Source organism: Mycetohabitans sp. B8 (assembly GCF_021991875.1).
Taxonomy (GTDB): Bacteria; Pseudomonadota; Gammaproteobacteria; order Burkholderiales; family Burkholderiaceae; genus Mycetohabitans.
Window position 1 is genome coordinate 524,630 of the sequence record NZ_JAHLKR010000016.1, and the last position, 19,288, is coordinate 543,917.

The following is a 19,288-nucleotide window of genomic DNA, read 5'->3' on the forward strand; positions in this document are numbered from 1 at the left end:
TCGGAACACTCGCGCGATAACTGCCGCTGCGTTTGCCGATGCCACCGTCTTTTCATTCCATCCGAGCCGTTTCGAGGCCAATACCATGTCCACTCCGAAAAAGCGCAGACGCGCGTGCAGCGACGAGTCCTTTTTGGCCCAACTCTCTGGCTGCGAACCGTTCGCGCAACTCGACACCAAGATCGCGCGCGCCCGCGCCCAGGACGAACCCGTATTGTACGCGCATGCGCTGCCAGGCCTGGACGTGCTGATCTGCACGGTGCGCGGCGCGCAGCCGCCCTACCCGCGTGTGGCCGAGTTGCGCCGGCGCTGTATCGAATCAGTGGCCCATGCGTTAGAGCAGTCGCTGGACGGGCTCGAGCGCAGCGGCTATTGGTACGAGGCCAACGGCGTCGGCTTCCTCGTGTTCGCCAGCCAGGCACGCACCGCGATCCTTGCGCAATTTTGCTCGATCGCGAACCGGCATTCACACGGCGCCGAACAGGACGCGCGACGCCCGCTGCGCACACGGCAGACATAATCCGCGGCGTACCGCCGGGGCAACCGCATGCCGATCATCGGCGCGTTTGCGCTGTCAGGCGGTTTCGCGCAACTGGCCGGACACCTCGGCCTCGGTCAGGTGGGGTGCGAACATCTCGATCAACCGGTATGCATAGGCGCGCAGGAACGCGCCCTTGCGCAGTCCGACGCGGGTCGTGCTCGGCTCGAACAAGTGCTGCGTGTCCAGCGCGACCAACTCACTGTCTCGCTTCGGATCGTACGCCATCGCGGCGACAATGCCCACGCCCAGTCCCAGTTCGACATATGTCTTGATCACGTCCGCGTCGATCGCCGTTAGCACCACGTCTGGCGCAACACCGGCCCGCACGAACGCCTGGTCCACGTGCGAGCGTCCCGTGAAATCCTGGTCGTATGTGATGATCGGGTAGTCAGCAATATCCTCCAGCGTCACGGCGGGCCGAGTCGCGAGCGGATGCTCGCTTCGCACCACGACGGTGTGATGCCACGAGTAGCCTGGGAACGTCACGATCTCGCCGTAGCGGTCCAGGCCCTCGGTCGCGATGCCGATGTCCGCGTCGCCGTTAATCACCATCTGTGCGATCTGGTGCGGACTACCCTGTCGCAGCGCGAGATGGACCTTCGGATACATCTCCTTAAAACGATGCACGACCTTGGGCAACGAGTAGCGCGCTTGCGTGTGCGTGGTGGCGACCACCAGATGGCCGGTGTCCTGATCGGCATACTGCCGCGCGACGCGGCGCAGGTTTTCCGCATCGAGCAACATACGCTCGATCAGCGTGTGCACGGCCTTGCCCGGCTCCGTCAAGCCAGTGAGCCGCTTGCCGCGGCGGATGAAGATATCGACACCGAGCTCGTCCTCGAGATCCTTGATCTGCTTGGATACCCCCGATTGCGACGTATACAGCACATTCGCCACTTCGGTCAGATTCATGTTCTGACGCACGGCCTCGCGCACGAAACGCAGTTGCTGGAAATTCATTTTGTTTTCTCAGGTTCTCATCGTTGCGCGGGAAACACCCGCACGGCGCGCGGCACCGCAGTCACGCCGTCGCCGACGCCCAGCCCTAGCGCGCGCCATGCGTCACGATCGAGTTCCGCTTCCAGCTTCTGGCCGGCCTGCGCTTGGAGTTCAACGCGCACTGAGCCGCCCAGCGGCACGACTCGCCGCACGTCCACGCGGATACCGTCTTGCACGGCGCGCACCGGCGGCAACAGTTGCAGATCGTGCGGCCGCACGAAGGCGAGCGCCGGTCCGCTGAACTCACCCCGCGCGGCGATCCGTCCGCCTTCGCCGTGCGGCACGAAGCCCTGTTCGCCCAGCGTGCCGGACAGCCGATTCGCAGCGCCGAGAAACTCATAGACGAACGCACTGCCCGGATGATCGTAGACGTCCTGCGGGCTGCCGATCTGCTCGACGCGGCCGTGATTGAGCACCACGATTCGGTCCGCAACCTCAAGCGCCTCCTCTTGATCGTGCGTGACGAAGAGGGTCGAGATAGGCAGCTCGTCGTGCAGACGCCGCAACCAGCTGCGCAGTTCCTTGCGCACCTTGGCATCGAGCGCGCCGAACGGCTCGTCAAGCAATAATACCTTTGGCTCGACCGCAAGCGCGCGCGCCAGCGCAATGCGTTGGCGCTGTCCGCCCGATAACTCAGACGGATAGCGTTGCGCGAGCCAATCCAATTGCACGAGCTTGAGCAGCGCGTGGACCTTTTCCCGGATTTGCGCCTGGGTTGGGCGCTCGCGGCGCGGCTTCACACGCAGCCCGAACGCGACGTTCTCGAACACCGTCATATGACGAAACAGCGCATAGTGCTGGAACACAAAACCAACCTGACGCTCGCGCGCGCCGACGTCGTTCACGTGCTGCCCGTACAGCACGACCTGCCCCGCATCCGCGTACTCCAAACCTGCAATCACGCGTAGCAGCGTGGTCTTGCCGCAGCCGGACGGCCCGAGTAGCGCGACCAGTTCGCCGGACGGAAATTCCAGCGACACATTGTCGAGCGCGGCGAAATCGCCAAAGTACTTTTGCAAGTTGCGAACGATGATGCCCATATCAATTTCCGCGTGGATGGCTAGCTGGCTGCCGGCTCGCTCGACGTCTGGGTGAGCCGGCGTTGCGCGATCAACTTCAACGCGAGCGTCACCAGCGCAAGCAACGCCAGTAACGACGCGACCGCGAACGCGGCGACGAAATTGTATTCGTTGTAGAGAATTTCCACGTGCAGGGGCATCGTGTTGGTCTGCCCGCGAATGTGGCCCGAAACCACCGAGACCGCACCAAACTCGCCCATAGCGCGGGCATTGCACAAGATCACGCCGTACAACAGGCCCCACTTGACGTTGGGCAGCGTCACGCGACGCAAGATCTGCCAGCCAGAGGCGCCCAGCACGCGGGCCGCTTCCTCCTCGTCGGCGCCCTGCGCCTGCATCAGCGGGATCAACTCGCGCGCGACAAACGGAAACGTGACGAACACCGTCGCCAGCACGATGCCCGGCACCGCGAAGATGATCTGCACGTTGCGATCTTGTAGCCACGGGCCGAACCAGCCTTGCGCGCCGAACATCAGCACATAGATCAGCCCGGAGATCACCGGCGACACCGAAAATGGCAAGTCGATCAGCGTGGTTAGCAGGCTCTTGCCGCGAAACTCGAACTTTGCAATCGCCCATGACGCGCACAAGCCGAATACGACGTTCAGCGGCACGGCGATCACCGCCGTGATCAATGTCAGCTTGATCGCCGACAGCGCATCCGGGTCGGTCAGGGCATCCAGATAGGTCCCCACGCCCTTGGCTAGCGCCTGATAGAACACCGCCACCAGCGGCAGCACTAGGAACAGGCCAAGAAAAAGCAGCGCGATCCCAATCAGCACCCAACGTACCACACGCGGCTCGGTCGTCGTGTCCTGGCGCGGTGCCCGCCTGAACGGCACCCCAGCGCCGATCGCGACCACCGTTTGAGTGGCTTGCTGACTCATTGCGCGCCTCCAGCCGCGACCACGGACGGCGCGACGCCAGAGGACGTCGCGCGGCGCGTACTAGACGTGCGCCGCTGCAGCACCCATTGCAGCGTGTTGATCGCCAGCAGCAGCATGAACGATACGAGCAGCATCACGACGGCCAGTGCCGTCGCACCCGCGTAGTCGTACTGTTCTAGCTTCGTGATGATCAACAATGATGTGATTTCAGACTTCATTGGTACATTGCCTGCAATAAAAATCACCGAGCCATATTCGCCGAGCGCGCGCGCGAATGCGAGCGCAAAACCCGTCAGCAACGCGGGCAGCAACGACGGCAAGACCACGCGGCGAAAGGTCAGCCAGCGCGTCGCACCGAGACAGGCAGCGGCCTCCTCCTGCTCGCGCTCGAAGTCCTCCAGCACCGGCTGCACGGTGCGTACCACGAACGGCAAGCCAATGAACGTGAGCGCGACTAGCACCCCGAGCGGCGTGAACGCCACCTGGACGCCGAGCGGGGCGAGCAGCGAACCCACCCAGCCGTGACTCGAATAGACGGCGGCCAGCGCAATGCCGGCGACCGCGGTGGGCAAAGCGAACGGCAGATCGACCGCCGCATCGACGAGCCGCTTGAACGGAAACTTGTACCGCACCAGCACCCATGCCACAAGAAAGCCGAACACCGCATTGAGCAGCGCAGCGCCCAGAGACGCACCGAAAGTGAGCCGGTACGAGGCCAGCACGCGCGGCGATGCGACAGCACGCGCGAACTCGGGCCACGTCAATGTCGCCGTGTTCAAGAAAGTCGCGGCGAGCGGGACCAGCACCACTAGGCCCAAATACGCCACCGTGATACCGAGCGTGACACCGAACCCGGGCAACGCACTGGGCTGACGAAAAGAAAAACGACTCATGCCTGCTACTCGCCTCCAAGCACCGCTCGCCCCGGACCCAGGGAATCCGGGCTCGGCGCGCGCCGGCGGCCATCTCAGGCCGCGGGCCGCCGCCTCGCGGCCCTCGTCGGCTTACTGTGGCTGATAAATCGAATCGAATACTCCACCGTCGGCAAAATGCACTTTTTGAGCATTCGCCCATCCGCCGAATGTATCGTCGACCGTGTACAACTTGAGTTTCGGGAACGGCCGGGTCAGCGCCTCGGACACCTTGCTCGAGCGCGGCCGATAGAAATGCTTCGCCGCAATCTGCTGGCCCTGCTCGGTGTACAGGAAGTTCAGGTAAGCCTGCGCGAGCTGGCGTGTGCCGTGTCGGTCCACCACCTTGTCGACCAACGCGACCGGCGGTTCGGCCTGGATGCTGACCGATGGCGTCACGATTTCGAATTTGTCGGGCCCGAACTCCTTGAGCGACAGGAATGCTTCGTTTTCCCAGGCGACCAGCACGTCGCCGATGCCGCGCTGCACGAAGCTGGTGGTCGCGCCCCGCGCGCCGGAATCGAGCACACCGGCATTTTTGTACAGCTTCGCGACGAACTCCCGCGCCTTTTGCTCACCGCCACCCGGCTGATGCAACGCGTACGCCCAGGCGGCCAGGTAGTTCCAGCGTGCGCCGCCGGAGGTCTTCGGGTTCGGTGTGACGATGGACACACCCAGCTTGACCAGGTCGTTCCAGTCCTTGATACGTTTCGGATTGCCCTTGCGCACGACGAACACGATCGTCGACGTGTACGGCGACGCATTGTCTGGCAAGCGTTTTTGCCAACCCGCGTTAATCAGCCCCCGCTTGGCGATCGCGTCGATATCATAGGCCAGCGCCAACGTGACGACGTCCGCCTGCAAGCCATCGATGACCGAGCGCGCCTGTGCGCCCGAGCCGCCGTGCGACTGCCTAAACGAAACGATCTCGCCGGTCTTGGCCTTCCATTCCTTTGCGAACGCCTGATTCACGTCCTGGTACAACTCCCGCGTCGGGTCGTACGACACATTGAGTAGCGTCTTGTCCGCGACGGCCGCACCGCTGGCCACGATGCTGCCCATCAGCACCCATGCCGCGGCCAGGCGCCGCCACACTGATGCGCTGTCGCGCTGCCGCGCCCGCCCCGTTGCCTGTTCACTCATTTGTATGTCCATGGATGTCGTGAGGGACCGACCAAGTCTAACGAACGCATTTCATTATCAAAAATAATCGTTCCTTATGCTTTTATATTCAAAAGTCGTAAGACACCCAGCGACGCGCCCACTTATGCAACGAGCAGACGGACGTCGATTCCAAGTAGCACTTGAAATACTGTGAATACTGTATAAAAATACAGCAACCTGTTCATCCATACAGTAACCCTCATGACTAAACTCACCGCCCGTCAGCAGCAAGTCTACGACTTGATCCGCCGCGCGATCGAGCGCACCGGCTTTCCGCCGACGCGCGCCGAGATCGCTGCAGAACTCGGCTTCAGCTCGGCCAATTCGGCCGAAGAGCACTTGCGCGCGCTGGCGCGCAAAGGGGTGATCGAGCTGGCGGCGGGTGCGTCACGCGGGATCCGGTTGCTGTCGACGGAAGACGGACCGCACCCATACACGTTGCCGCATCCAGCGCTCATGCAGTTGTCACTGCCGCTGGTCGGTCGCGTCGCGGCCGGCAGTCCGATTTTGGCTCAGGAGCATATCGCGCAGCACTACGCATGCGATCCAGCACTGTTTGCGAGCCGACCCGACTATCTTCTGAAAGTGCGGGGGATGTCGATGCGCGATGCGGGAATCTTCGACGGAGACCTGCTGGCCGTACAGAAACAGCACGACGCGAAAGAAGGCCAGATCGTGGTGGCACGGCTGGGCGACGACGTGACGGTCAAGCGCTTCCATCGGCTGGCAAATAGCATCGAATTGATCGCGGAAAATCCGGATTACGAAAACATTGTCGTGAGCCCGGGGCAGGAAGATTTTGAACTAGAAGGCATTGCGGTCGGCTTGATCCGTCCCAGCGCGTTTTGAGTACCCACACGGAGAAACCGATGGAACGACTTGCCCGCCTATTTCCGTTACACGCGTTCGGGCGCCTGCGTCATCTGCGAGGCCTCATGCCATGCGGTGCATCGTCGTGCCCCGCTCCTTCATTCGAGTTGCTGATGAGCAGTGCGACGCCGGCACAACGCTCGACTGCGCCGATGCACGACGGCGTGGCACACGCCATGCGACAGAACATGGCATTGCCATCCAGACTGCCGGCTTTCGCGCGCATGCCGCTGCGCCACGGCGAACCTCAGGCCGAACCGGCCCGTCGTCGCCCATGGCAGGAGGACGATCCAGTGCGCGTCTACCGCAGTGCGTCGCGCGTGGTGCTGGTGGGCCATATCGATGCGGTTTGCAGCATGATCGACCAGTATATCGCGGCAGAGGAGACTGGGGTTGCCCACGGCTTGCTGGATTAACTTGCTCGCACTACAACTGCGCTTATGATATTGGCCTCATTCAAGCGTCTTGTCGCTGCAGGGCTGGCGCTGGCTAGCGTGGTGGCAGCCCTGCTCAGCTACGCGTCGCCTTATATCGTCCTGAGCCGCTTGGAACATGCAGCCGATGCACGCGACGCCGAGACAGTCAATCGATACGTCGACTACCCTGCATTGCGCGCCAGTCTGAAACAGGAGCTCAATGCACGGATCACGCGCGCGATTAGCACGCACGCGGACGACTCACCGCTAGCGCAAGCAGCCGCCAGTGTCGGCACGATGGTTGGCTCCGCGTTGATCGCACCGATTGTCGAGGTCTATGCGACGCCAGACGGCGTGGCCGCGTTGCTGGCCGGCATGCCCCCGCGCGATGTGGCGAGCGACACTGCACCGCCGGGCCCGGTGCGGGCTCCGCAAGCTGATGCGACACGCGGCGCAACCGTTTCCGGTACCTCGGCTTCCGCCGGTTCCAGTGCACCAAGCGGCCGGCAGCCCGCAGCCGGCACCTCCGTAAGCGGCGGTGCCCAGGTGGGCGCCGGCTATCACGGCATCAACGAGTTCGTGGTCCGATACCGCACTGATTCGAAGGAGCCACCGTATACGACGATTTTTCACCGCACCGGCGTCTTCGGTTGGCAACTTGTCGGGGTCAAACTCAACGGTTCATGATGCGGGCCGTTGCGACACATAGCAGAGCACATGCAAGCTCACACCGCAGTACGACGATTCAGACGCTTTCGGCGGCTGCGGTGGGGGATAGCGCAGCGCCATCCGCTTCGCCCGCGCCTACTACGTGACCAGGCAGCAGGCAGAACGCGGCATGCTGCCGGATCTTCATGCCAATCCGGCGGCAACCGCACGCGTCTACGACCGTACAAAGATTGTGAAGCGGCGAGGTATGCCATGCCCAAACTGGGCGTTACAAAGCAAAAACGGCACTGGGTAAAACCTCAGCGCCGTTTTCTAAATGCTTGATTTTATTACGAATTCTTTGGGGTGGCCGATGGGACTCGAACCCACGACAACAGGAATCACAATCCTAGCCATCGATCCTTACGTAACAAGGGCTTTAGCCTCATGCATGGGAATTATCGAGCATTTTCAGCATTTGATTTTATTGGCTTTTTTGAGCTTCATCCCCACGGATTCGACGCCGGCTCAGCCGCCATCTCGGCAGTTAAACAGAGATGCAGTTACCGCTTCTGCGCCTGCTGAGAGACGAGATGCGGCGCGCCGGAATGTACTGAAGACGGCGCCCGTTCACTAGCAGATGGGCATCACCGGCCGCACCGCGCATACGTAGCGCAAAAGCGCACGAAGCTTGTCTATCTGCCGCTGGTCTTCGGCAGTGACTCTGAAAACCCGTTGCGCAACCGTTGGGTTGAGGTCTGTGTAGGCAGTGATCCTTTTACGCGAAGAACCGACAATTAAGATCGACTCGCATCCTGAAAACCTTTGTCCAGCTTGGGTGTTTTCGACACTGTGGAACAGAATTTGGAGACTCTCGGGCCAGCATCTTCAGCAGGACGCCGTCCGAAAGCTTGAAAATCGGTGTCAATATTGAGACCATTTGATCCGCGCCGTCCAGGCGCGTCGAGACGAAATCGAGAGGGCTTGGGATGAGCACTTCGGCTAAAGAGCTTCGCTTTGATGAGTGCACGATGTGGGTTGAACTGTCAGACGGCCGCACGCTCGGCGTGCCGCTGGCATGGTTTCCGCGCCTGCTGAACGCCACGCCCGAACAGCGGGCCACATATGAAATTGGCCGGTACGGTCTACACTGGGAAGCGATTGATGAAGACATTTCCATCGATGGTCTATTGGCTGGGCGTGGAGATATGACTCATCGCCCCTCCCACGCGGCCTAATATGCAGACCGACCACTATACTTACCGCGTCACGTGGTCATCTGAAGACGGCGAACACGTGGGACTGTGCGTAGAGTTGCCTTCGCTTTCGTGGCTTGCCGCTACCCCTGAAAAGGCACTCACCGGAATTCGTCAGATGGTCGCTTCCACTGTAGCTGATATGCAAGCCAGCGGCGAACGTGTCCCCAAGCCTGTTGCCGATCGGCATTACAGGGGGGAGTTTCGAGTCCGTATTCCGCCGCAGCTACATTGGATGCTGGCGATGCAAGCCGCTGAGGAAGGAGTGAGCTTGAACCGGCTCGCTAGTGCGAAGCTGGCGGCGCCACGATAATTTATCTTAACCGGCAAGTTCCGAAAATGGCACACAGCTTAACTAAGTGAAGGTGCAGGTTTAGTTGCACTCCCCGTCACCGGCCGCACCGCGCGCGCATAGCGCAAAAGCGCACGAAGCTTGTCTATCTGTCGCTGATCGTCGGCCGCGACGGCGAAAACGCGTTGCGCAACCCGCCAGCTAGCCAGCGGACCCAGTGTGCATTGCCTCAAAATGGGGTTACTAAATTGATCTTCTCCTTAGTTTAATTCGAGTTAGATGCTAGACCGAAGATCAGATCATCCAATATTGTCGGCACAAAAAATCCTCGACATACCGACTTATTGTATGTACAATAAGTGTCATGGAAATCTCATTCGACCTCGCTAAAGACGCGAAGAACATTGAGAAGCACAGCGGTGTGTCTCTCGCCGACGCAAAGGCATTCGAGTGGGATAGCGCTGTGATATGGCCTGACTAACGGAAAACCTATGGCGAAAACCGGATGATTGGTTTGGGCTACATCGGTAAGTGCCTGTTCAATGTAGTGTTTGTTGACCGCGATGGAATTTTCCGCATCATCAGTCTGCGGAAAGCCAACCTCAGAGGGGTGAAACGTTATGCCCAAACTTAAATCTGAAACAATTTTCCCCACCCCAGAGGAAGATGCAGCCATCACCGCTGTGGCTATATCTGACCCCGATGCGGTGCCGCTGACCGACGACGAATGGAAAGCTGCTCGCCCATCTGCTCTCATCGGCCGCCCGAAGGCGGAAGTCACGAAAGAGCGCATTACTATCCGTTTGTCGCGTGACGTAGTGACACAATTCCGCGCAACCGGCGAAGGTTGGCAGACGCGCATTGATGCAGCTTTGCGACAGTTCATCTCGGAGCATCCATTGTCTCGATAATGCCGTTCACTGACAACTGATAGTCCCGGGCCGCACCGTACATACGTAGCGCTGGAGCACGCGAAGCTTGTCTATCTGTCGCTGGTCGTCAGCGACGACGGCGAAAACGCGCTCTGCAATCGTTGAGTTGAGGTCTGCGTAGGCGGTGGCTCCATCGCCCACGCTGGCGGTGCTGGCAGTTCCGGACAGATTGTCGCCACGGGTTGAACAGTTTGCGACGGCGACACGCAGCCGCTCAGTGCCAGCGGCAAGAGCAGCGCGGTAACGACGGCTGTCGGTTTCATGGGCTTGGCGTTCCTTCGTCAGTTGGGCATCCAGGGCTTCGATTCTTTGCGCTGCGGCTCGGCTGTTCTCCGCTGCCTTGCGCTCAGCGGCCAGGGCTGCATCGGATATGGCCTTCAGGTCTAAGGCGCGCCGCTCACGAACAGCTGCGGCTTCGGCATGCGCCTGCGCACGCTGGACGCGGAAGTAAAAATTGACCGCTGCTCCGCAGAGCATTGCAGCGACGGCAAGGAGTGCCCAGGATGGTTTGATGTGCATGGTCCAAACCACGAGTAAAATTAATGGTTTGCTGATAACTTAAAGAGGCAGTTTTATGGAGAGGAAATCAATCGGACGCTTCAGCGCGGAGCAAATCGAGCAGGCCCGGCGTCGTTATGCGCAGATGCCTAAACGCCCGTTTGTTGACATGACCGAAGCGATGAAGACACCCGAAGGCCGCCGGAAAGTCCAGGAATCCATCGATCACGTACTGAAGGTTCACGCCCATGCCTTAAAAATCCTCAAGGATCGCTGACCCATGCTAAGCGCCGAATATGTGATTGCGGTCCACGATAAGATCCTGCATGTCGAGGGGGGGCTACCCGGATTCTCTGGCGGCGGCCCTGGCGCAGTCGATGCCGCACTGGCTCGCGTCGAAAATCGTATTTACTACGAAGGCATGGATGATCCATTTGCGATTGCGGCTATGTATGCAATTGCCATTGCGCGCGGCCACGTATTCAATGACGGTAACAAGCGCACCGCTCTTAGCTGCGCAGTTGCATTTCTCAACTATAACGGCTATTCGATCTCCGCAGTTTCTGAACAGACGGATGCCGATCTGGCCGAAATTATGGTAGGCGTTGCCGAAGGCACAATTGACCACGAACGAATGAGCGGATACCTCCTCGCCCTCTACTTCGGTTTTCTCTAGCCTAAATCAATTTCATCGACCGGGAAACCGCTGTACTGCGCGAGTTTGTAAAGAAGCTGTGACATGGAACAAGTATTGTTCGATAACTTAGTGCAAAGTCTAAAAGAAGCCAAGGCGATTGCTCACGGGCAAGCTCCGGTCTCCCGCCGGATCAAAGTGACGACGCCTGACGTGAAGACGGTGCGCGAGCAGCTCGGGCTGTCGCAAAACGAGTTTGCCCGCTTAATGCGCGTCAGCGTCAAGACGCTGCAAAATTGGGAGCAGCATCGCCGCAATCCGACCGGTCCCGCTGCCGCCTTGCTCAAGATCGTGCTGACAGCGCCCGATACCGTTCTCAAAGCGTTGTATGTTTGAGTAAAATGTATGACTTTCTTTATAGAAAACGACGCTCTCGCCTCAACGGTTCTACTGAGCATCTGTGCCTTCGCCTCGCCCGGCCGGCATTCGCCCGACGAATTTCTGGATAACAGCCTCAAGCGCATTTTGCCCAAGGATGCCAAACAGCGAAGCGGTGCCCACGAGGCCAGTCGGAGATAAGTCGGGAAATGCCGTCAAGAGTGCACCCGCACTCATCGACAGTCCCGCACCGACAATAGCACGGCCCACCACCAGTCGCGGCCTGACCCGCTCGCCATCGGCAAGCAGCTTGCCCAGTCCGAGTATTGCGCCGATGACGGCCAACGCCAGTACATTTTTTTCGTGTTCATCGAGTTGCATCAACTTGCTCCGGTGCGCATCAAGCTCGCCAGACGGTGTGCGCGAGTGCCCACTTGCGTGGCCCACTTCGAGGCAAGCATGCCGTCAGCCGCCGCCGCATAGTCACCGCGCTGCATCGCGGCCAACGTGTTCGCAAACGTGAGCAGTTTGTCGCCCAGGTTGAAGGCCATGTTGATGATGACGCGCTGGCGTACCGCATCGAGACTGCGCCACCACGGCAAGTGGCGATCAAGCCACGTGACCGAACGCAGCACATCGTTTTCCAGCAGCAGGTCGCATTCACTATCAGCGATCCCAACATCAGTCAGATTGCGGCCAACGCCAATCGTGGTTTTACCGACCGTGTCCAGGTACGGCTTCAAACGCCGCCCTTCGTCGCGGCTTAATTCCGACAGAAGCGTTGGCATGTCGAATATTTCGCTCATATGCGTTCAAGCTGAAGGCAATAAAAAAGCCGCACGGGCGGCTGTTAGTCAAAATTCTCTTGCTATTTTGTATCCAATTGGATACTATGATTACATGAATACCATCACCGCTACCGAAGAATTCAGCACATGGGTTGACGGTCTCACAGACTTGACGGCGCGTGCCGCCATCTACCTGCGGATCAGACGAGCCGAGCAAGGAAACTTCGGTGAGTACAAGGTGTTGGAAGACGGCGTATCAGAAATGAAGATCAACGTCGGGCAGGGTTATCGCGTCTACTTTGCGCGTGAAGGGCGCGTAACATACTTGCTGCTTTGCGGTGGCGACAAGTCAACGCAAAAGGCCGATATCAAACGCGCGAAAGCCATGTGGAAAGCGATCAAGGACCAGACATGAGCAACATCAAGATTTCACATTTTGACGTGTCGGAGCACCTGGACAGCGAGGAGATGATCGCGGCCTATCTCAATGCCGCTATCGCGGAAGGCGACCCTGACCTACTCACCGCGGCAATTTCAGATATTGCGAAAGCTCGCGGTATTGCGAAGGTCGCAGAGACGGCAGGACTAGGCCGTGAGAGCATATACAAAACGCTGTCACCAGGATCAAAGCCGCGTTACGAGACAATCGTCAAACTACTGCATGCGCTTGGACTAAGGCTCGCGGTTGAGCCTGAGAAGGCGAACGCGTGACAAGTCGTTTGACTGGCTTACGCAGACACAAAGACAGCTCAGGCTGCTTGCGCATTAGATAGCCGGGAGCCGACCGTCCCCGGTATCGCTTTCCATCTTTGTCCATGGTTCACAGATCGGATTGGCTTTGCTGGCTGCGCGGCTCATATCCCTCTTTTCATTGGCCTTAAGGCGAGCACCTTCCACACGACGATGGCGTCGGTCCAATGTACTTTGTCTTGCGCCTAGAATTTCGCTGGGGTGATACCGGAGATCGGGGTCTTTTTCTTGCTGTGGCTCATTCCCTCCGCCAGTTCAGTGCGTTCGGCATAGGCCTTTGAACAAGCCCTAGCATGCTGCCCAGGTTGAAGGCCATTTTAATGATGACGCGCTGACGTACCACATCGAGACTTCGCCACCACGGCAGTTGGCGATCAAGCCACGTCACCGAAAACGTCATATCGTTTTCCAGCAGTAGGTTGCATACTTCATCACTGATTCTCACATTGGTCAGATTGCGGGCTACACCGATAGTGATTTTGCGTTACCGCTGCTTAAACAAGCAAGTAAATATCATAAAAATAAAACCAAAATGCATGTCTTTACGGTATTTTTCATAATACTCCGTTTATTTAACCGCACAAATAACTTTTTCCGGTGTCCGTTGCGAGTTTACGATCGTGACATCAACTAGTTGCACGTTAGAAAAACCAGCACTAGCAACCCGTTTCGAAATATCATTAAATGAATGATGCCAAAAAGCAGGTTCAGATTGTGCTCCGCTTAAGCGGCTATCATGATATTCAGGTTCACCAACAAAAACAATTTTTTTATCATTTAAATAAGCAATTTGCTCAGTATTTTTTATGTCGTATAGAGGAACACTAAAAATCAAAGCTCCTCCCTTGCGCAAGACACGAAAACACTCCCTGTATCCTTTAATATCATCTGGCACATGTTCAAATACTTGATTAGACGTAACAAGATCAAAACTGTTGTCATCAAAAGTTAAATTTTGCACATCTTGATTAAGGCAGCCGTCAACTACCTCGCCCAATTTTTTATCAGAAAAAAATTCACTAGTAATTACTGTACCAAAGTTATTTTTCATCCAACAAAGCGTACTACCATAAGTAGAAAGCTCATACGCAACCAAACCTGAATATTCGGCACAAAAATGCGATTTAATGACTGGTATGAGAGATAGATTAGTAATATTTGCCTTACACCTCAAACACCTTGTCATAAAGGGATTGGGTTTTAGGGAAAGAAATACGCTTTTTCCACACAATGGACAATCGCCGCAAGAAAACCTCCATTTATAAGGAGCATCTGCCCACCCCAAATAACGGATAAGCGAAGTCAGCCTTTTTGGCAACAATTCTAAAATTTTATTTTGCGTCATTCTTTATCCACCGGGTTATTTACAAATTTTTTTCATTTTTTTACATATAATTTTAACGCCATCGTTACTTTTATAGCCACCTAATGTTTTATGTGAAATTTAGACTTATTGCCTCATCCGAAATGCTCAAATTTATACAAACTCGCCGGTTGCATGTACTCGGCTCAAATTTTAATACATATTAAGAGTGCAACGTTGACCGGACGTGATTCCTCGCCGCCGTCGTCATTCACTGTGATCGTGTGTGAATGATTCCCGGCGTCGCCCATGCTAACGGTGTGGGCGTGGTTACCGGCATCATGGATTGAAATGCCTGTATGAGCGTGATGCGTATTGTAGTAACCACTGATCCCATAAGGACCGACTACTGACTGGAAATGAGCGTGGCCGCCGCCATGTGGTACTTCTGTTCCGTGGTTGTGGCCTGGATCGTGAATACCGTGACGGTGCCAGCCTTGCTCGTCAGTCCATGCCGAGTGAACGTGATTACCATCCTCACTCGCCGATGCCGCATGAGCGTGTGCCTTGTTTTGGCTGTCCTGTACACTGCCCAAAGTCCTGTCAGAGTCTCGGCCCGCCCCCAGGTCTAATCCACGCAGAAAGTAGCCGCGCAGGTCCGGCAAGGTAAAAGTCGCGCTGCCATCACCAGTATCAGGACACCCCATCGCTTCCCAAAGGGCCGAGTAGGCAGTACGAGACACCCTAGACCCATCAGCTACCAACCAACCCCTCGGAGCAGAAGTACGGAAGAAATAACCAATCTGACCAGGCGGTGCAGCTTCGCACATTTGACCAAATGTCACGACATCGGTTTCTGTGCTTCCCCTAGTAACGTTGGTGATTTTTTGTGCATTCATGTCCACTGCCTCGGTGGGCTTGAGTTTGCCATTCGCTAGCTGTTTGATAAACGCACTCAGCGTCTGGATATAACCGTTTGCGAATGGCCCCACCGCTTCGTTGCCCTGTGGCGAATTGTTGTTCGGGTTGGTATCCAGTTCATCTATCGTTTGTGGAATGGGCATAGTAATCTTTGAAGACGATTAGTGTAAAGAGTATTAAGCGCAGCATGATCCACCACGCTGGCCCGCGAAATGAAGCGGCAACGTACCCTGGCGGTCGAAGCAAGGGTGACCATTCAGTGCTATGAACCCCTTAACACATCGCATTCGCATCTTCGCCCCTTGTTGGCGGCTTGAGCAGCTAAAATGGCGTATGGTGCTCACTTCACTACGTTAAACTGTTGCCAGTAATCACAGGCAGTCCAAATTTCGCACCCTTATAAAAGGCCGCTTGATGCACAATGACGACAACGTGGTGGATGTCCAGGTCAAAGAAGTGCGGCCCCATACCACTGTGAAGCGCACTTCTTCGACACTGTGGTAGGTCTGCATGTGCTGGCTTGTGGGTATTTCATAATATATAGGCCATCAAAATTACCCGAGCACCTGGTATCTGGTGACCCTTACCGCGGGCTGGCCTGCTATGCTGGCGCTTTTCATTCACTTCCTGGTGACGGGCCGGATCGGTCCTTAGCGCGCTGGCGAATCGCCCGTTCAAACAAACTGTCACCGAATACGCCAAGCCGTCCACCGCCGATCATGTGCTGAGTCGCGCCGGCCAGCGGGCCAGCACCGGGAATACCCGACAAGCCTCGCATCATATAGGCTTGGACCGCCGGTGAACCCAGCATCAATTGGATAGCCCTGGGGCCTGCAAGCCCGGCCAACGCGCCGATCGCCGCACCCTGCGTATCTCCACCCCCGGCATAGCCGGCTCCCGCACCAAACAGGCCATTTGTGAGCAAGTTTTGCATATAAGCGCGCTGCGCAGTGCCTGAGTTCGGGACGCTTTCAGCGATAAACGCTTTGCCCACCCGAGCAAGCTCACCCAGTTCTCCCCCACCCGTGAACTTGGCCGACTTGTTTGCGCTATTGACCGCGCGCAGCAACGCCTGTGTTGAAACGTTGCCCGATGGGTTGGCGGCCGCCACCGGGGCAACCGTCATCAGATTGGCGTACTGCTGTCGCGCCTGGCGCCACGCTTGCCGGTCCGCGTTATTGATACTCTGATCCATCGCACGGCGCAGCGACTCGCGCACTTGCCCCACATAGTGACGCACATCGCCGCTGGACGCATTCCGAGCGATCTTGCCCAACTGGCTGTCCAGTTCGCGATAAGCTTGACCAGACATCGTTCCAGTACGTGACTCAACCTTAGCCAACACATCGTCGATCACGTTGCTTACCACGCGCTGCGTGTCCGACACGCCATAGCGCGTAATATCATGCGAAATCGACGCCAGATCATCGACCAGTTGATTCGCTGCCCGCTGATTGACCGTGTTGCGCTGGGCCAGGCCGCTGAACTGCTGCCCGATCCGGTTGCGCGCCTCGCCGATCACCGATGGCGTCAATTCATCGGCCTGCGCGCCAAACGTGCGGCCCACCGCACGGTTAAAAGCGCTTTGCTGCGCTTGTTTTTCCGCTGCACGTACACCGGCTGTCAATGGCAAATTCCCCATTACCGCATCGACCAACGCCAGCGGCTTGCTTGCCGTGCGTTGCGCCAGCGTTAAATTAATTCCGTTTTGCTGCGCTACCTGAGCAAGACGTTGCACTTGCGGCGTCAAAGCCGTTTGCACCGGGCGCACAATACGGCCGATACCGCTGGCCAGCCCCTGCCCAAGCGGACCGGCTATGCCGCCAAACGCCGCGTTGGATAAGACGGAGTCGTTCTGCGTCCTGGTATTTTGCAGCACGCCCAGCTTCGCTCCCGCCTTGGCCGCTTGCGTGACTTTGCCCAGCCCTGAGGTGGCTTGCGCCGCTTTCCCTGCTACCCCCACTCCGGGGATAAACGAAGTCGCAATATTGCCGACAACCCGGCCTGCACCCGCCGCCGCGCTACCTTGTGTATTTTGCTGGTATTGGTTTTCCGCCGCTCGGTTGATATCGGACACGCGCTGCGCGAGCGAGCCAAACCAGTTGGATAGCGGGTTGGGCGTCAGCCCCCCGAGACTGGTGAGTTGCTGCCCGCCTTGATAGGTCAAATACGCGCCACCATCAAACAAATCCCGCACGCCGTGCATTGCACCTTTGGCAAACATACCCAGGTTGTTGTGGGTGGCTGGCTGGCCCGACTGGGGTACCGGCTGCTCGGGTGCATTGCCCAAAGGGGCCGACGTCTGCTGAAAAATCGCGCCGCCATCAAATGGCGCGTTCTGTTCCTGCCGCGGTACGGGTCCAAAAATCGACGCACCGTCAAATGCGTCGGACGGGTTCATTGAATGAGCCATCAGCCTGTTCACATAGTGCTGTGTTTCGCGAAACGGCGGAATGCCACCATAGCGGCGCACGTTCGCCGGTCCTGCGTTATAGGCCGCGTACGCGAGCGCGGGCGAGCCGAATTCCTTGAGTTGTTGCTTGAAGTAGCGAATGCCGGCTGGAATCGCTTTGTGAGGATCGAACCGGTCCGCTTTAGACAGTCCCAAGTCTCGGGCCGTAGCAGGCATCAGCTGCATGATGCCGCCGGCTCCCTTCGCGCTCATCGCATCCGGGTTCCAAGCGCTTTCCTGGCCGATCATTGGCACAATCAGGCGGAGATCGACACCGTGTCTGTGCGCCTCTTGGATCGCCAAGCGGCGCAAATCATTGGGCATCGTTATCCCGATGGCCAAACAAAGGATGACGGCTTGACCAATCTTGCAGGTAGTCGAAGAACGTCAGGCCATTTTTATCTGCACGGTCTAGGCGCCCGCCTTTGGCTTGCCACTGGCGTGCCATGGCCGCGATTTGCTGCTGACGTTGCTGGATCGCCACCGCCATGCCGATCATTTGATGACGTCCTTCAGGCGTATTCTGTAGATTCGGTACCATGGACATTAGGAATTGCCGGTCCGAGTCGGACAAGGCGCCTGGCATGCCCGCACCTTGCGACGGATCGCGCAATTCGAGCGCCATTTGGTTCGCAATGGCTTGCGCAGCCTGCGCATTGCCAATGTTTTTATCGAGCCGAGTCGGTAACAAACCATATTGATTAACCAGTTCGGCTAACTCGAATCCCTTTTTACTAAGTTCCGCCTCTTTAAGCAGTTTGCCCAGCTGTTGATACCGGTCAATTTTGATCCCGGCATTAAACCCCGCACTTTGGATCTGCTTAGCCTGCTCAGCCGTCGCCTTCGCGGTATCCGTTTCGTATTGGATATCGGCTGGATTGCGGCTCGCCATCAACGCACCAGACTGGCCTTCGGTCGCCACCGTAGATCTGGGCACATAGTATTCGTGGCCACCGGGGCCCGCCACCTTCATCGGATCGAGTCCCGCTTTCGCCATTTCATCCGCATGCCGATATTGACTGTACGTTTGCAGCGCGCCCTGCGGTGCCTGAACACGCCATCCACCAGGCGCGTTCGGATCTGGTATTAATTGACTCGCTTGTCCGTTTTGCGCGATTGTGGGCACCGAAAATCCCGACTGGACCCGGTTTTTGTCCACCGCTACCCCACCGATAAAACCGATGTCAGGCTTGAGCAGATTCGCTACCCCTTTGCCTTGGTTGAACGCCAAATCAGCCGCGATCGCCTGCCGCTGATAAGGCGATGGGCCTAACGTATTCTGGCTGGGTTCTTGGAGCAATCGGTTGGCAAAGTCGTGACGTTGTTTGGCCGCATCGGTGTGCTGTTGCAATTGCGCCGCCTGCCACTGCTGCTGCATCTGTTGCTGCTGGGCCGTCTGATAAGCATTGAGTCCCATCATTCCGCCCAGGCCCAACGCCGGTGTGCCGCTCGTGAGCCCGCGATTGTGCGCAAGAATGCCCAGACCCGTCGCAAGCAACCCTTGTGCGGCCGGCGTGAACTGGCCGTTTTGAGACAGGCCATTAAAGATCCCTAAACGCGTCATCACGC

Annotated in this window: 24 protein-coding genes and 3 pseudogenes; 13 read left to right on the forward strand and 14 right to left on the reverse strand. The window is 57.7% G+C overall.

What is annotated here, in order from left to right; all coding sequences use genetic code 11:
- Positions 1-85: 85 nt before the first annotated feature.
- A pseudogene (locus tag KQH60_RS08065) lies at positions 86-445 on the forward strand (hypothetical protein); the annotation flags it as partial.
- Positions 446-574: 129 nt separating this feature from the next.
- Here KQH60_RS08065 and KQH60_RS08070 read toward each other — a convergent pair.
- The 5 genes from KQH60_RS08070 to KQH60_RS08090 all read right to left on the reverse strand — a co-directional run bounded on the left by KQH60_RS08070 (position 575) and on the right by KQH60_RS08090 (position 5,560).
- A complete protein-coding gene (locus KQH60_RS08070; protein WP_237575944.1) occupies positions 575-1,501 on the reverse strand; it encodes a CysB family HTH-type transcriptional regulator in 927 nt (308 codons plus the stop codon).
- A gap of 17 nt (positions 1,502-1,518) precedes the next feature.
- Positions 1,519-2,580, reverse strand: a complete 1,062-nt coding sequence (locus KQH60_RS08075) for a sulfate/molybdate ABC transporter ATP-binding protein (RefSeq protein ID WP_237575945.1) — start codon at positions 2,578-2,580, stop codon at positions 1,519-1,521.
- Positions 2,581-2,600: 20 nt separating this feature from the next.
- Entirely contained in the window at positions 2,601-3,506 is a 906-nt protein-coding gene (gene cysW / locus KQH60_RS08080) for a sulfate ABC transporter permease subunit CysW (RefSeq protein ID WP_237575946.1), read from the reverse strand.
- The gene (gene cysT, locus KQH60_RS08085; RefSeq protein ID WP_237575947.1) at positions 3,503-4,399 is read right to left on the reverse strand and encodes a sulfate ABC transporter permease subunit CysT; all 897 of its coding nucleotides are present in this window, start codon (positions 4,397-4,399) and stop codon (positions 3,503-3,505) included. The genes cysW and cysT overlap by 4 nt, the downstream gene beginning before the upstream one ends.
- Before the next feature lie 111 nt (positions 4,400-4,510).
- Positions 4,511-5,560, reverse strand: a complete 1,050-nt coding sequence (locus KQH60_RS08090) for a sulfate ABC transporter substrate-binding protein (RefSeq protein ID WP_255779065.1) — start codon at positions 5,558-5,560, stop codon at positions 4,511-4,513.
- A 222-nt stretch (positions 5,561-5,782) separates the two neighbouring features.
- On the opposite strand from KQH60_RS08090, the gene lexA reads away from it, so the two are divergent.
- From lexA to KQH60_RS08105, 3 genes are read left to right on the forward strand one after another with little or no spacing between them, the layout of a single operon-like run.
- A complete protein-coding gene (gene lexA, locus KQH60_RS08095) occupies positions 5,783-6,430 on the forward strand; it encodes a transcriptional repressor LexA (protein WP_237575948.1) in 648 nt (215 codons plus the stop codon).
- A gap of 20 nt (positions 6,431-6,450) precedes the next feature.
- Positions 6,451-6,867, forward strand: a complete 417-nt coding sequence (locus tag KQH60_RS08100; protein ID WP_237575949.1) for a hypothetical protein — start codon at positions 6,451-6,453, stop codon at positions 6,865-6,867.
- Between the two features lie 24 nt (positions 6,868-6,891).
- Positions 6,892-7,554: a DUF2939 domain-containing protein gene (locus KQH60_RS08105; protein ID WP_237575950.1), complete on the forward strand. Its 663-nt coding sequence runs from the start codon at positions 6,892-6,894 to the stop codon at positions 7,552-7,554.
- Between the two features lie 594 nt (positions 7,555-8,148).
- Here the strand turns inward: KQH60_RS08105 and KQH60_RS08110 are convergent.
- A pseudogene (locus KQH60_RS08110) lies at positions 8,149-8,283 on the reverse strand (lysozyme); the annotation flags it as partial.
- A 221-nt stretch (positions 8,284-8,504) separates the two neighbouring features.
- Here KQH60_RS08110 and KQH60_RS08115 point away from each other — a divergent pair.
- The 4 genes and pseudogenes from KQH60_RS08115 (at position 8,505) to KQH60_RS08130 (ending at position 9,974) form a co-directional block, all read left to right on the forward strand.
- Entirely contained in the window at positions 8,505-8,753 is a 249-nt protein-coding gene (locus KQH60_RS08115) for a DUF2442 domain-containing protein (protein ID WP_237575951.1), read from the forward strand.
- A 1-nt stretch (position 8,754) separates the two neighbouring features.
- Positions 8,755-9,084 carry a type II toxin-antitoxin system HicB family antitoxin gene (locus tag KQH60_RS08120; RefSeq protein WP_237575952.1) on the forward strand — a complete coding sequence of 110 codons (330 nt, stop codon included), beginning with the start codon at positions 8,755-8,757 and terminating at the stop codon, positions 9,082-9,084.
- A 478-nt stretch (positions 9,085-9,562) separates the two neighbouring features.
- Positions 9,563-9,697 (forward strand): annotated as a pseudogene (locus tag KQH60_RS15040) (BrnT family toxin); the annotation flags it as partial.
- A complete protein-coding gene (locus KQH60_RS08130) occupies positions 9,684-9,974 on the forward strand; it encodes a BrnA antitoxin family protein (RefSeq protein WP_237575953.1) in 291 nt (96 codons plus the stop codon). The pseudogene KQH60_RS15040 and the gene KQH60_RS08130, both read left to right, overlap by 14 nt.
- Before the next feature lie 6 nt (positions 9,975-9,980).
- Here KQH60_RS08130 and KQH60_RS08135 read toward each other — a convergent pair whose 3' ends face one another.
- Positions 9,981-10,514 (reverse strand): lysis system i-spanin subunit Rz, encoded by a 534-nt coding sequence (locus KQH60_RS08135; RefSeq protein ID WP_237575954.1) that lies wholly within the window; start codon positions 10,512-10,514, stop codon positions 9,981-9,983.
- Between the two features lie 55 nt (positions 10,515-10,569).
- On the opposite strand from KQH60_RS08135, the gene KQH60_RS08140 reads away from it, so the two are divergent.
- From KQH60_RS08140 to nadS, 3 genes are all read left to right on the forward strand, one after another.
- A complete protein-coding gene (locus KQH60_RS08140) occupies positions 10,570-10,770 on the forward strand; it encodes a hypothetical protein (protein WP_237575955.1) in 201 nt (66 codons plus the stop codon).
- A 3-nt stretch (positions 10,771-10,773) separates the two neighbouring features.
- On the forward strand, positions 10,774-11,169 hold the full coding sequence (locus KQH60_RS08145; RefSeq protein WP_237575956.1) for a type II toxin-antitoxin system death-on-curing family toxin: 396 nt from the start codon (positions 10,774-10,776) through the stop codon (positions 11,167-11,169).
- Positions 11,170-11,232: 63 nt separating this feature from the next.
- The gene (gene nadS, locus KQH60_RS08150) at positions 11,233-11,523 is read left to right on the forward strand and encodes a NadS family protein (protein ID WP_237575957.1); all 291 of its coding nucleotides are present in this window, start codon (positions 11,233-11,235) and stop codon (positions 11,521-11,523) included.
- 51 nt (positions 11,524-11,574) lie between these two features.
- On the opposite strand, the gene KQH60_RS08155 is transcribed toward nadS, so the two are convergent.
- Positions 11,575-11,886, reverse strand: a complete 312-nt coding sequence (locus KQH60_RS08155; RefSeq protein ID WP_237575958.1) for a phage holin family protein — start codon at positions 11,884-11,886, stop codon at positions 11,575-11,577.
- Entirely contained in the window at positions 11,886-12,293 is a 408-nt protein-coding gene (locus KQH60_RS08160) for a glycoside hydrolase family protein (RefSeq protein ID WP_237575959.1), read from the reverse strand. The genes KQH60_RS08155 and KQH60_RS08160 overlap by 1 nt, the downstream gene beginning before the upstream one ends.
- On the opposite strand from KQH60_RS08160, the gene KQH60_RS08165 reads away from it, so the two are divergent.
- Together KQH60_RS08165 and KQH60_RS08170 are read left to right on the forward strand one after the other, a co-directional pair.
- Positions 12,292-12,708, forward strand: a complete 417-nt coding sequence (locus tag KQH60_RS08165; RefSeq protein WP_237575960.1) for a type II toxin-antitoxin system RelE/ParE family toxin — start codon at positions 12,292-12,294, stop codon at positions 12,706-12,708. The two genes, KQH60_RS08160 and KQH60_RS08165, sit on opposite strands and share 2 nt — an antisense overlap.
- Entirely contained in the window at positions 12,705-13,004 is a 300-nt protein-coding gene (locus tag KQH60_RS08170; protein ID WP_237575961.1) for an addiction module antidote protein, read from the forward strand. Before KQH60_RS08165 ends, KQH60_RS08170 begins: the two co-directional genes overlap by 4 nt.
- A 277-nt stretch (positions 13,005-13,281) precedes the next feature.
- Here the strand turns inward: KQH60_RS08170 and KQH60_RS08175 are convergent, their stop codons facing one another.
- From KQH60_RS08175 to KQH60_RS08195, 5 genes are all read right to left on the reverse strand, one after another.
- Positions 13,282-13,443 (reverse strand): hypothetical protein, encoded by a 162-nt coding sequence (locus KQH60_RS08175; RefSeq protein ID WP_237575962.1) that lies wholly within the window; start codon positions 13,441-13,443, stop codon positions 13,282-13,284.
- A 168-nt stretch (positions 13,444-13,611) separates the two neighbouring features.
- Entirely contained in the window at positions 13,612-14,388 is a 777-nt protein-coding gene (locus KQH60_RS08180) for a class I SAM-dependent methyltransferase (protein WP_237575963.1), read from the reverse strand.
- A 164-nt stretch (positions 14,389-14,552) separates the two neighbouring features.
- Positions 14,553-15,410: a phage tail protein gene (locus KQH60_RS08185; protein ID WP_237575964.1), complete on the reverse strand. Its 858-nt coding sequence runs from the start codon at positions 15,408-15,410 to the stop codon at positions 14,553-14,555.
- 473 nt (positions 15,411-15,883) lie between these two features.
- Positions 15,884-18,043, reverse strand: a complete 2,160-nt coding sequence (locus KQH60_RS08190; RefSeq protein ID WP_237575965.1) for a lytic transglycosylase domain-containing protein — start codon at positions 18,041-18,043, stop codon at positions 15,884-15,886.
- Positions 18,033-19,283, reverse strand: coding sequence for a hypothetical protein (locus KQH60_RS08195; protein WP_237575966.1), 1,251 nt, complete (start codon positions 19,281-19,283; stop codon positions 18,033-18,035). Before KQH60_RS08195 ends, KQH60_RS08190 begins: the two co-directional genes overlap by 11 nt.
- Positions 19,284-19,288 lie beyond the last annotated feature (5 nt).

Bases quoted from the DNA above. Each gene is read 5' to 3' on its own strand.
- KQH60_RS08070 (WP_237575944.1), bottom strand. From the start codon at position 1,501: ATGAATTTCCAGCAACTGCGTTTCGTGCGCGAGGCCGTGCGTCAGAAC.
- KQH60_RS08075 (WP_237575945.1), bottom strand. From the start codon at position 2,580: ATGGGCATCATCGTTCGCAACTTGCAAAAGTACTTTGGCGATTTCGCC.
- cysW (WP_237575946.1), bottom strand. From the start codon at position 3,506: ATGAGTCAGCAAGCCACTCAAACGGTGGTCGCGATCGGCGCTGGGGTG.
- cysT (WP_237575947.1), bottom strand. From the start codon at position 4,399: ATGAGTCGTTTTTCTTTTCGTCAGCCCAGTGCGTTGCCCGGGTTCGGT.
- KQH60_RS08090 (WP_255779065.1), bottom strand. From the start codon at position 5,560: ATGAGTGAACAGGCAACGGGGCGGGCGCGGCAGCGCGACAGCGCATCA.
- lexA (WP_237575948.1), top strand. From the start codon at position 5,783: ATGACTAAACTCACCGCCCGTCAGCAGCAAGTCTACGACTTGATCCGC.
- KQH60_RS08100 (WP_237575949.1), top strand. From the start codon at position 6,451: ATGGAACGACTTGCCCGCCTATTTCCGTTACACGCGTTCGGGCGCCTG.
- KQH60_RS08105 (WP_237575950.1), top strand. From the start codon at position 6,892: ATGATATTGGCCTCATTCAAGCGTCTTGTCGCTGCAGGGCTGGCGCTG.
- KQH60_RS08115 (WP_237575951.1), top strand. From the start codon at position 8,505: ATGAGCACTTCGGCTAAAGAGCTTCGCTTTGATGAGTGCACGATGTGG.
- KQH60_RS08120 (WP_237575952.1), top strand. From the start codon at position 8,755: ATGCAGACCGACCACTATACTTACCGCGTCACGTGGTCATCTGAAGAC.
- KQH60_RS08130 (WP_237575953.1), top strand. From the start codon at position 9,684: ATGCCCAAACTTAAATCTGAAACAATTTTCCCCACCCCAGAGGAAGAT.
- KQH60_RS08135 (WP_237575954.1), bottom strand. From the start codon at position 10,514: ATGCACATCAAACCATCCTGGGCACTCCTTGCCGTCGCTGCAATGCTC.
- KQH60_RS08140 (WP_237575955.1), top strand. From the start codon at position 10,570: ATGGAGAGGAAATCAATCGGACGCTTCAGCGCGGAGCAAATCGAGCAG.
- KQH60_RS08145 (WP_237575956.1), top strand. From the start codon at position 10,774: ATGCTAAGCGCCGAATATGTGATTGCGGTCCACGATAAGATCCTGCAT.
- nadS (WP_237575957.1), top strand. From the start codon at position 11,233: ATGGAACAAGTATTGTTCGATAACTTAGTGCAAAGTCTAAAAGAAGCC.
- KQH60_RS08155 (WP_237575958.1), bottom strand. From the start codon at position 11,886: ATGCAACTCGATGAACACGAAAAAAATGTACTGGCGTTGGCCGTCATC.
- KQH60_RS08165 (WP_237575960.1), top strand. From the start codon at position 12,292: ATGTCGAATATTTCGCTCATATGCGTTCAAGCTGAAGGCAATAAAAAA.
- KQH60_RS08160 (WP_237575959.1), bottom strand. From the start codon at position 12,293: ATGCCAACGCTTCTGTCGGAATTAAGCCGCGACGAAGGGCGGCGTTTG.
- KQH60_RS08170 (WP_237575961.1), top strand. From the start codon at position 12,705: ATGAGCAACATCAAGATTTCACATTTTGACGTGTCGGAGCACCTGGAC.
- KQH60_RS08175 (WP_237575962.1), bottom strand. From the start codon at position 13,443: ATGACGTTTTCGGTGACGTGGCTTGATCGCCAACTGCCGTGGTGGCGA.
- KQH60_RS08180 (WP_237575963.1), bottom strand. From the start codon at position 14,388: ATGACGCAAAATAAAATTTTAGAATTGTTGCCAAAAAGGCTGACTTCG.
- KQH60_RS08185 (WP_237575964.1), bottom strand. From the start codon at position 15,410: ATGCCCATTCCACAAACGATAGATGAACTGGATACCAACCCGAACAAC.
- KQH60_RS08190 (WP_237575965.1), bottom strand. From the start codon at position 18,043: ATGCCCAATGATTTGCGCCGCTTGGCGATCCAAGAGGCGCACAGACAC.
- KQH60_RS08195 (WP_237575966.1), bottom strand. From the start codon at position 19,283: ATGACGCGTTTAGGGATCTTTAATGGCCTGTCTCAAAACGGCCAGTTC.